This is a genomic window from Dysgonomonas termitidis (assembly GCF_042654545.1).
GTDB classification, from domain to species: Bacteria; Bacteroidota; Bacteroidia; order Bacteroidales; family Dysgonomonadaceae; genus Dysgonomonas; species Dysgonomonas termitidis.
Map to the genome: position 1 here is coordinate 131308 of NZ_JBHSGN010000067.1, position 12124 is coordinate 143431.

7 protein-coding genes are annotated in these 12124 nt (G+C 43.9%); all 7 read left to right on the top strand.

Features of this window, described 5'->3' with window-relative positions:
- Positions 1-21: 21 nt before the first annotated feature.
- A complete protein-coding gene (locus ACFO6W_RS10635; protein WP_379996168.1) occupies positions 22-2016 on the top strand; it encodes a RagB/SusD family nutrient uptake outer membrane protein in 1995 nt (664 codons plus the stop codon).
- 24 nt (positions 2017-2040) lie between these two features.
- Positions 2041-3357 carry an Ig-like domain-containing protein gene (locus tag ACFO6W_RS10640; protein ID WP_379996170.1) on the top strand — a complete coding sequence of 439 codons (1317 nt, stop codon included), beginning with the start codon at positions 2041-2043 and terminating at the stop codon, positions 3355-3357.
- Positions 3358-3435: 78 nt separating this feature from the next.
- On the top strand, positions 3436-5559 hold the full coding sequence (locus ACFO6W_RS10645; protein ID WP_379996172.1) for a discoidin domain-containing protein: 2124 nt from the start codon (positions 3436-3438) through the stop codon (positions 5557-5559).
- A 194-nt stretch (positions 5560-5753) separates the two neighbouring features.
- Entirely contained in the window at positions 5754-7847 is a 2094-nt protein-coding gene (locus tag ACFO6W_RS10650) for a glycoside hydrolase family 2 protein (RefSeq protein WP_379996174.1), read from the top strand.
- 32 nt (positions 7848-7879) lie between these two features.
- Positions 7880-9397, top strand: coding sequence for an alpha-L-fucosidase (locus ACFO6W_RS10655; protein WP_379996176.1), 1518 nt, complete (start codon positions 7880-7882; stop codon positions 9395-9397).
- Between the two features lie 78 nt (positions 9398-9475).
- A complete protein-coding gene (locus tag ACFO6W_RS10660; protein WP_379996178.1) occupies positions 9476-10579 on the top strand; it encodes a phosphotransferase enzyme family protein in 1104 nt (367 codons plus the stop codon).
- Between the two features lie 58 nt (positions 10580-10637).
- The gene (locus ACFO6W_RS10665) at positions 10638-12020 is read left to right on the top strand and encodes a Gfo/Idh/MocA family protein (RefSeq protein WP_379996180.1); all 1383 of its coding nucleotides are present in this window, start codon (positions 10638-10640) and stop codon (positions 12018-12020) included.
- Positions 12021-12124: the final 104 nt, after the last annotated feature.

Sequence of the window (12124 nt, forward strand, 5' to 3'; positions counted from 1 at the left end):
ACATTAATAATGAACCAAGTTATGAAAAAAATAATAAAATATATAGCGATCGGTTGTGTTTCGACAGGCTTCGCGTTAAGCTCGTGTAACGATGTTTTTATGCAGCAAGATCCTATCCAAGACCTCGCCGAGGGCGTGTTTTTGAAGAACGAAGGCGACCTGCCTTTGTACCTTAATCAGCTGTATAATATATATGCGCAGGGGCATCAGTCAGGCAACGCCTATTCTTACAGCCCTCCGTTTTTTATTACGCGTGGAAGCCAGATTATGTATGGCGATATATTTACCGACAATGCCATCGGATTCAGCAACACTTCCGGCGATATTGTAAATCGTATGCAAGATACCTGGCCGGTACCGTCCAGTGCGACAACTTCGCTTGATGATGCCAACAACACAGGCTGGAGATGGAATAATCTGCGTACCATTAATTATTTCCTCAATCACTATCGTGAGGCGGAAGGATCTGTGAGCAGCCCGGAACTTTTAAATAAATATGCAGCGGAAGCCTATTTCTTCAAGGCTTGGGACTATTACCAAAAAATAGTCGCTTTTGGTGAAGTACCATGGCTGGAGAAGGATTTGAATATAGATTCTCCCGAATTGTATTCTCCGCGTACTTCCCGTGCAGAACTTGCCGACAAGATACTGGAATGCCTCAACTATGCCGTACAGTATACAAGCACTCAGGTAGGGGCGACCGGGCGTATCAACCGTGATATGGCAAATTTCCTGAAAGCGCGTTTTTGTCTGTTTGAAGGCACTTTCCGCAAATATCATACGGAACTGAACCTGCAAGCGACTGCCAACCGGTTCCTCCAGGAATGCGCTACAGCATGTAATGAAATCATATCTTCCGGTAAATACCAATTATACAATGTACCGAGCGAGGTAGGGAATGACCCTTACTGGCACCTATTCAAATTGAATGGGATGACAGGCGGCGATCACAAAGAAGCGATTCTCGCGCGTGTATATGACGGCTCTAAACTCGGGCACGGAACTTCCCGCTACTTCAGTATGAACAGAGGAAATGCCAGCGGACGATATTGTAAAGGGGCAACGAAAGACCTGATAGACGAATATTTATGTATAGACGGGTTACCGGTTACTTCAAGCCCGCTTTTCAAAGGTTATGACGGTGACGACTGGCGCGAACTGGATAACCGTGATCCACGCCTGCGGCAAACTGTAGTGAAACCGGGTGAATACATTACTATTTTCAACAGGGACGAAAACGGTGGCGTAATTAATCAGACGCTGCAAGGCCTTAAATATCCCGAAATCACTTACAATTGTCCTACTGCCAACCAGACGCCGACCGGCGGTCCTTGTGTCACCGGCTATATGTTTATCAAACACTGGACAAATGAACCAATAGACAATGGTTCTACAACGAGTGGAACGCAGACAGCACTGATTTTCCGTTATGCAGAAGCTTTGCTGATGTATGCGGAAGCCAAAGCAGAACTGGGTACAATTACCAATGGAGACCTCGATCTTACCGTCAATGCCTTACGCCTGCGGGCCGGTTTTGACTTCACGAAATATCCCAACAGCAAGCTGACTTTACAGAATATCCCTGCTGACGCCCGTCTGGACAATCTGTATCAGCAATATGCCGGATATGTTCCTGGGCCAATACTTCGTGAAATACGCCGCGAACGCCGCATAGAAATGGCTATGGAAGGTCTTCGCCGCGAAGATTTGGTACGCTGGAAAGCCGGTAAATTTATAGAAAAGCCTATAAGGGGCATGAAATTTACGGCAGAAAAACAAAAACTATATGACGGAACAAACACAAGCAAAGCTAAGGATGCGCCGAAAGCGACACTTAATTCGGATGTCTTTGTAGACAGTGAAGGCTTTATCATTGGTTATCCGAAAAGTCCGAATGTAACAAATGGTGTTGTAAAATGGAACGACAAGTATTATTATAATCCGATTCCTTTGCAGGAACTTGAGTTAAACAAGAATTTGACGCAAAGTCCCCAATGGCAAGATATAAAACGTTAATTAGTAACCGTCAAATAATAAAACATGAAGAAAATTATATATTTATCAGTTCTGGCAGTTATTATGCTGGTTAGCAGTTGTGATCCGCAGGGGTTTGAACCGGATAATGATGGAAAAGTTACTTCAATAGCCGTAAAGGAAGCCGTTTATGTAAGTACGGGAACGCCGTCTATGCAAATTTCGTTCAAAGATAACGAAGAACTACAGCTTAATGTGGTAATCTTACCTCAAAGCGCTAAAAACCAAAAAGTAACCTTTACTAATAAGCATCCGGAATTAATGACTGTAACCGAAAGCGGACTTCTTAAACCGAAATCTTTTGGAAAAGATACCCTGATAGTCAGCGCGACAGACGGGTCGGGGTTAAGCACACGGTTTATAGTGAATATCATAGACCATATGGTGAAAGCCACTGCGATCAATATAGCCGCAGCTGCACAGAATAAGCAGCTGAAAATAGGAGGCGCACCTTTCGATTTGGCTGCCAATGTAACACTCGCTCCGGCAGATACCTGGAATAAAGCCGTTTCCTATGCATCCAATGATGAAGCTATTGTTACGGTTGATGCGGCTGGTATTGTAACTCCCGTTAGTGTAGGTTCTACAACGGTAACGATCAGGACAACCGACGGCAGTAACCTGTCGGTAAACTGGAATGTAAGCGTATTAGATGTGACAAATACTCCGGTGGATATAGACCGGACAAACTGGACAGTAACCACACAGACCCACAATGGTTATGGTTATGCGTGGGACGGCAATACAAAAGAAAGTCCCGTAACTGGCTTACCCGAACATATGTTCGACGGTCAATCCGGTTCATACCTGTCATTAGTGAAACCTGGCGGCAACGCAGCCGGACAACAACCTCCGGCAGATTCCGAAGCACCGTCGTTTATTGTTGATATGAAAACAGCGCAAGAGTTTGAGTATATCAAATGGTCACACCGGAGTGGAACATATGCTAATACCAATGGATCTGTAGGTACCAATAACTACAATTATTTGCGGGTGTACGGTATTATAATAGAAGGTAGTAATGACGGTACTAATTTTACCGTAATAGCCCCTGGCGAACCTGCCGGAAATAATGCGAATATAGTTTGGGTACCGCAAAAAGTTTCGTATGTAGGTGATGCTACTTCGGTTGAGGACAAGCCTTATATTATTCCAATAACCCCATCTACCTATCGTTATGTCAAGGTAATCTTGGCTGTGCAAAGTAAGAATTATGCTACTGATAAATACCAGCATCCGGATTATCCCGGTGCCGGATATACGAGCGGTGGCAATACGATGCAAATAGCCGAATTCGGTTTAGGGAAAATTGTAATCGAATAAATATTCTTTATATAAATAGGGCAAGGTTATTATCGCCTTGCCCTATGTCTTTCTTGTTCAATTATATAAAAATATACCATGAATAAAAAGAACAAACTCTACCTGTTGCTTACTTTAGGGATTTTATTCTGCGTTTTTTTTTCGTGTAGCGACAATAATGAAGAACCGGAAAACCCACCGGTGTATGCCGACCTGACAGACGTCAGCCTGAAACAAACGGTTAACGGCAAAGAATCCTTTGAATTGACAGAGGTTGACGAAGAACTTAACTTCTCTTCCCAATTAGAATTCAACGGGAAAACGATCAACTGGTCAAAACCTTCTCTGGAACTGTCTTTCAGCAGTTTGTTCATATTGTCGGCAGACAATATTACTGTTACCGACTCGAAAGGTGCGACGGTTACTCAGACAGAGGTCACAATCGACCAAAATACGATAAAGGTTTCGTTTGCAAAAAACAGTGGTTCGTACAGTTACCTGGGTTCGTCCACCATTACTATAATCATAAAAACAAGCCTAAAGCCCGGTATTACCGATGAAGAACTATCCGGTCTGAATTACAGCGGATTCAATACCCAAAGTATATTCTATGGCGAGACACAGGCCCGGAATATAAAATCGAATACAGTAACCGTTGTTTCAAAAATAAGCCCCGATGTGCTTTATGATGTAAAAGGCGATCCCAACAACGATAATTATCCGTACAAACTGAATGTGGTTTACTTCGTTCCGTCCGATATTATAGAAAATCCGGGTTATAAAAAGCGGATCAGTACATTATTGTTAAAGCATCAGCTATATATTTGCAAGTGGATGAAGTATTGGGGATATGATGAAAAAAGTTTCGGATTACCGTTAGATGAAAATGGCATGGTGGATATTGTTAAAATAAATGCGAAGGGTAAAAAAGCAGACTATCCTTATGACGGAGGCGGGAGTAAGATGATTACGGAAATAAATGAGTACTATACACAGAATAGCCTGACAAAATATAGTGAGCATACGCTTGTACTCACCGCCATAAACGGGTCAAACGAAGATACGCCTTTCTATGGACTCGGCAAGTGGTGCTTTGCCTATGAATATGAAGGCATGGCATACGAAAATATGCAAAGAGATCCTATTACGGGTAATCCGATAAAACCAGTTGGCGGCATTACCAACAATTCTATTGGTGGTATGTTTCATGAACTCGGTCATGCGCTAAACGAACCGCATGTGGGGCCGACCAATTCTCAAAAGAACAACGTGGATTTCGGAATGTCATTGATGGGAGCAGGAAATCAGACTTATGGTAAGACTGCCACATTTATGCATCACGCAAGCGCAGCTATCATGAATAATTGCCAGCTATCTTCATTTACGAAGAAAACGTTTTATGAGACTGTTACCGCCTCATTAAAAATTTCAGGCGTGGAAATAAACGGCGGTACCTGCACGGTGAAAGGCAACTTCATCGCATCCGTTCCGGTAACGGATGTAATCATCAGATTTTACAATGTATCCGAAACGTTTTTGGGAGGCTCGCATGGTTATACGAGCGTGGCTTTTGTGGCCAAGCCTGTAGGGAACACCTTTCAGCTGGATATTCCAATCGAAGAAATGAAAGTCAATAGTTTCGACTATAAAGTGGGTGTAACTATCCTAATGGAGAACGGAACCGCAAAAAGCACTTCACAACCCTACTCATACCATTTGGTAAATACCGGAGGAACATATACTTTCGAAAGCGAAGATGTTATAAATGACGGAAACTGGTCGGTAACGACATCACATCCTCTTCCGGCGGACGATGCAATATCAAACGCCCCGGGCAGTCTTGTGGACGGAGACCTGTCGACTTGCTTGTCAATGGTGAAACCCGGCAAAAGTTACGGGGGAGTTTCAGTACCGGCCACAGGTGAGGAAGTATGGGCTGTCATAGATTTTGGGAAGCAAATGACATTTAACACGATTGTCCTGACCAACAGAAATTTTCAGGCATTTTTAAATACAAAAGCCGTATCGTTTTATGGAAGCGACAACGGAAGTACCTTCACCCCGGTTAAGGAGCACGTCGGACTTCCTAATGCCACGGTAAATGAAATCACCCTGGATGCGGCAGTCCGTTACCGGTATCTAAAAATGAGGTTTGATGAATGGGATAACTCCGGCGGAAGCACAATGCAGTTTGCAGAGCTTGGCCTGAAAAATAAAAAATAAATGTTTTTAGGTTAGATAGATTGAAGTATCAGCAGAATCCTTTCAGGTTTGGCTTGCCTCATCTGAAAGGATTTTTTATCAAAAATATTAATTAGAGCAAAAAGAAAGCCAATAAGAGCAAATCCAAACCAGGTAACAACCGGTACGGTTTTTATATATTTATCATCCGAATCCGATTAAACTAAAACTATATCATGAAAAGATTTCTTCCAAGTCTACTTTGTATATTTATGTTGATTCAGGCCTATGGTCGCGATAGCCAGCCGTTCAATGACGGGTGGTTATTCAAGAAGGCCGAAGATTTACCTAAAACATTGAACGAAGACTGGCTGCCTGTTAAAATCCCACACACTTGGAACGCTGAAGACATGCAGGTGAAGAAGAATACGTTTTATGCGGGCGAAGCCTATTATAGAAAGACATACACTCCCGACCCGTCATTAGGCGATAAACGGGTGTTCCTACGATTTGAAGGAGTAGCGGCGGTAGCCGAGGTTTATATAAACGGAGTGTTTGCGGGAAACCACAAGGGAGGATATTCCGCTTTCGTAATCGAAATGACAAAGCTGTTACGATACGGACAGGAAAATGAGATACTGGTAAAAGTGGACAACAATTCCAGACCGGATGTTATACCCGTAAATCATACTTTATTCGGTGTTTATGGCGGAATTTACCGTCCTATGGAGCTTATTGTAACGGAAAAGCTGAATATTACCGTTACCGATTATGCTTCGCCGGGAATTTATATAAGCCAGAAGAATGTTTCGGATAAGTCAGCCGAAATAAGCGTAAAAATTAAACTGGAAAACAAGAATCACGACACAAAAAATGTCCGTTTACTGACTACTATATATGAAATGGACGGAAAAGTCAAATCAAAGCAGGAAATGCCTGTTACCGTCCTGCCCCAGGGAAGACAATTTTTTGTACAGGAGTTTGCATTAAAGAGCCCGCATTTGTGGCAGGGACTTGAAGACCCATACCTGTACAAAGTCGTTATACAACTGGTATCGGATAATAAGGTCATAGATGAAGTGATACAACCTTTGGGATTACGGCATTTTGAATTGAAAGCCGGCGACGGTATGTACCTGAATGGCAAAAAGGTTCCCATGTATGGGGTATGCCGCCATCAGGACTGGTGGGGTACAGGCAGCGCCCTGACCAATGAGCAGCACGATACTGACCTGGCAATCATAAAGGAAATCGGCGCAACGACAATCCGCTTTGCCCACTATCAGCAGGCCGAAAGGATTTATGCAAAATGCGACAGTATAGGGTTCATTGTCTGGGCTGAAATACCTTTTGTGAACAGGGTAAGTACCCGGGAATCCGGGAACGCCAGACAACAGCTTACGGAACTTATCCGCCAGAATTACAATCATCCTTCCATTTATGTCTGGGGTTTGCATAACGAAGTCTACACACCTTACGATTATACAGTTTCCCTTACCACAGACCTGAATGATCTGGCAAAAACAGAAGACCCGGACAGATACACGGTTTCGGTAAGCGGTTATTCGAAGGTTGACCAGGCATCCAATCTGAACGCCGATATACAAGGGATAAATCATTATTTCGGATGGTACAGCGGGGAGATAAGCGATGTGGAAAAATGGATTAAAGGTATGGAAAAAGATTTTCCGGGTTACAAAGTGATATTCTCCGAATATGGTGCAGAAGCCAATGTAGACCAGCAGGAAGAAGTAGTCGGCGAGTTCGGGAGGTATTTTTCCCAGTTCTATCCTGAAACGTTTTCAACTAAGTTTCATGAGATACAGTGGGGTTTTATATCCAAACATCCTTACCTGCTCGCTTCTTATGTATGGAATACATTTGATTTTGCTACGCCTGTCAATACACAGGGAGGCGTGGAAGCGCGTAATATGAAAGGTCTTGTGACGTTTGACCGTAAGATAAAAAAAGATCCGTTTTACTGGTATAAAGCAAACTGGAGCAAGGAACCTGTTTTATACCTGACTCAACGCAGGGCTATCGAGCGGGAAAATGAAGTGACCCCGGTTACCGTATACTCTAATATAGGTGTTCCGCGATTGTTTGTCAACGGATTGGAAATCACCAATTTTAAAGAAGGAACGACCCCGGTGCATTATATTTTTAACAATATAAAATTAAATACAGGGGAGAACGTAATAGAAGCCAAGGCAGTGAAAGACGGAAAAGAATATAGCGACAAGATTGTATGGAATTATTCACCGGATAGTAAAAAAGCAGCGAATACTAAACAGCCTGAGAAAAAAACGGCGGAGCATATTGGCTTGTAGATAATAACTGAATAATTAAAAATATCAACATAATGAAAAAAATACATTTTTTTACACTTTTATTTTGCATACTGTTCTTCTTACAAAGCATCGCTCAATCTCCTGAAAAAAAAATGCGAATACCCTTAAAACATGGGGCACACCGTGTCGGAAAACGTACCGATGCCGATATGCAGCGCTGGCGCGAGTACGGATTGGGGCAATTTATCCACTGGGGTGTCTATGCGATCCCCGGCGGCCAGTGGAACGGTAAAACGACGCATTATGCTGCCGAATGGTTTCGTACATCGGGATTAATAACAAAAGAAGAATACGATAATCTGTACAAACAGTTCAATCCTGCAAAATTCGATGCAAAAAAATGGGCGAAACAAGCTAAACAGATGGGTGCCAAATATATGATATTTACCACAAAACACCACGACGGCTTTTGCATGTGGCCGAGCAAATATACTGACTATACCATAGCGAATACCCCGTATAAGAGCGATATAGTCAAGGAACTGGTAGATGCATATACAGCCGAAGGCATCGATGTATATCTTTATTTTTCCATTATTGACTGGAGCCATCCCGGCTATCAGGCGGGAACAGCAATCACGAACGACGACAGACTTAACTGGGCAGGATATACAGCGATTTCAAATGAAAAAGACAAGGCTGGCTACGAAACATTTAAGGAATTTACACGGAATCAGTTGATAGAATTGTTGACAAATTACCCAACCGTCAAAGGGCTTTGGTTCGACGGTTCCTGGGATGGCGCATGGATGAAAGAAGCCGCCTGGGTGGATGCGCTCGGTACGGAATTGCGGGATATGCACCCGGGGTTGATTATCGGCAGCCGTTTCCGTGCGGATGAAAACGGGAAACGCCATGAGGATACGAACGGAGACCTGATAGACGATTACGATCAGCGTTTTGAGCGTAATCTTCCCAACAGCCTGGCAGAAACCAAAGGCTTCGACTGGGATTGCGTAATGACAATACCTGAAAACCAGTGGGGATACCACCGTGACTGGTCCCTGACTTACGTGAAGACGCCTTATGACCTGATTGAAATGACTGTGAAAGCCAATTCCCTGGATGGAAATTTTGTGATTAATTTCGGGCCTGACGGAGACGGTAATATCCGTCAGGAAGAAACGGATATTGCCAAGAGTATAGGAAACTGGATGTCAGTAAATGGAGACGCCGTGTATGGAGTACAACATTCCGTACTTGAGAAACAGGACTGGGGACATTCGACCGCAAAAGGCGATATTACTTATCTTACAGTGTTTAATAAACCGATGAATAATCTTCTGAGAATAAAAGTCCCGAGAAGCAAAGATAAAGACATGATTTATGTGATAGAGAACGCTATGTTTAAACCGACTAAAAAAGCTGCTGTTATTAGGGATGGAGGACGGGATAAATCCGGCTCCGTTTATTATGACATAGTTCTTCCGGCTGACATTCAGAAACTAAGTGAACCTTTTGTAATCGAGATAAAACTAAAACAGGTTAATAAAGGCGAGAAAGGCTCTTATCAGCAGGCCCTGACTTAAAATAGAAAACACACTGATGCCTGCATGAAACCGGCAGGTAAGGATATTGAAAGAGAAAGAACAAGAATAAAAATACGAATGAATATGAATTTGGAAAAAATAGTCCCTCATTTTTTATTCAGCGGTCCCATACTGCAAATACGCCCGCTGGGTGAAGGGCTGATTAACGATACATTTTTCGTTGAAACGCAGGGAAATAATCCCGACTATATCCTCCAGCGGAAGAATAAGAATATCTTCAGGGATGTACCCGCGATGATGGATAATATCCATAAGGTAACCACGCATCTGAAGAAGATAATCTCTGAACGGGGAGGCGATCCGCTAAGAGAGGCCCTGACTGTCGTACCGACGGTAGACGGCAGGCTGTTTTATAAAGATGCCGCAGGCGAATACTGGGCTGCCTGCCTCTTTATAGATAATACAACTGCCTATGACTATGCCGATTCCCCTGAATTGGCATCGCAGGGCGGAAGGGGGATTGGTAAGTTTCAGGCTATGCTGGCCGGTATGAAGGAACAGCTGGCCGATATATTACCGGGCTTCCATAATATGCGGTTCCGCCTGAAACAGTGGGATGAAGTCCTCGGAAAAGACCCGGCCGGACGCAAAGCGCAGGTCGCAGAGGAGATCGGCTGGATAGAGAGCCGCCGTAGTCAGATGCTGGCTTTATGGAAAAAGTTCGAATCCGGGGAAATACCCGTCAGGATTACCCATAACGATACCAAGATCAGCAATATACTGTTCGACAGGCAAGGAGAAGTATTATGCGTTATCGACCTGGATACCGTCCTCAGCAGCATGTGCCTGAACGACTATGGCGATGCCATACGTTCATATACAAATGCAGGAAAGGAAGATGATGAAAATCTTGAAAATGTGTATATGAAGATGGATATCTTTGAGAGCTATACCAGAGGATACCTGTCGGAAGCATCGTCCTTCCTGACGCAACCGGAAATTGACAATCTCGCTTTCTCCGCCCTGTATATTACCTTCGAACAGGTACTGCGTTTCCTGATGGATTACATCGATGGGGATAATTATTACAAGGTTAAGTATGAGACGCATAATCTGGTACGAACCCGGGCGCAGTATAAACTATTGCTGTCTATGGAGGAAAACTATGATGAGATGCTCTCCGTCATCGGGAGAATTGTCTGCGACATAAAGATTAAGTAAGGGAAGATAAAAAGGAAAAATCCTCCTATAATAAAAACCATTAAAAAAATTATAAGAAATGAAGAAGATATTATTTTTATTATTCGCCGGCTTTATCGCTATGAGCATCAGCCAGCAACCGAAAGCCCAGAACGTGATTAAAATACCGGTTCCTGTACGTCCTGCCGGACAAACAGATGTACTCGAACTAAGGACTGATCCGCTACCTATGGTACGTGTAGCTTTTATCGGGCTGGGTATGCGCGGCCCGGGTGCAGTGGAACGCATGACACATATAGACGGCGTGGAAATAATTGCCCTGTGCGACGTGGAACAAAAAAACACGGGGAAAGTAAACAGAATGCTCGAAAAAAGGGGATTTCCCAAGGCTCAGGAATTCTATGGAGATACTTCCGTATGGCGTAAAGTAACAGCCCTGCCAAATGTAGACCTGATCTATATAGCTACCGACTGGAAGTCCCATGCCACAATAGGTGTACAGGCGATGAAGGATGGCAAGCATGTCGCCATTGAGGTACCTTCGGCAATGACCATGGATGAGATATGGGCTTTGGTCAATACCTCAGAACAAACCCGCAAGCACTGTATGCAACTCGAAAACTGCGTCTATGACTTCTTCGAGCTGACCACCCTCAACATGGTGCAGCAGGGACTGCTTGGTGAGATTGTACACGGGGAGGGAGCCTATATACACGGGCTTCAGCCATTCTGGAACCAGTACTGGAACAACTGGCGCATGGATTATAACAGGAAACACAGGGGCGACCTCTACCCTACACATGGATTCGGACCTGTATGCCAGGCCATGAACATACACCGCGGAGATAAGCTGAATTACCTTGTATCGGTTGATGCAAAACAGCTATCAAGTATAAACTTCATAAAAGAGAAAACAGGCGAAGAGGTAAAGGATTTCCGGAACGGGGAACATACCTCAACCCTTATCTCCACGGAAAAAGGCAAGTCCATCCTTATCGAGCACAATGTAAATTCGCCGCGCCCTTATAGCCGTATGTACCAACTGACAGGCACAAAAGGCTTTGCCAATAAGTATCCGACTCAAGGTTATGCCCTCGATGGGGGAGCGATAGACCCTGAGGTCGCAGCCAATCACGAAAATCTGAACGCACACAGTTTCGTTCCCGATGATGTACGCAAAGCCCTGATGCAGAAATATAAACATCCGATAGCAAAAGACATAGAAGAAAAGGCAAAACAGGTAGGAGGGCATGGCGGCATGGACTTTATCATGGACTACCGCCTGATCTACTGTCTCCAAAAAGGACTGCCGCTGGATATGGACGTCTATGACCTGGCTGAATGGTGCAGCCTGATACCTCTTACCGAAATATCTCTGGATAACAGTAGCTCCCCGGTAGAAATTCCGGATTTCACCCGTGGAGCATGGAATAAGCTGGACGGACTTAAATTCGCAGAATAAAGGATATATATTTCAACCATAAGTACAAGCAGGTCCGCGACCATTAAATAAACGATGAATAACATTCTTATAGTAGGCAGTACGGGTCAGATCGGCTCGGAACT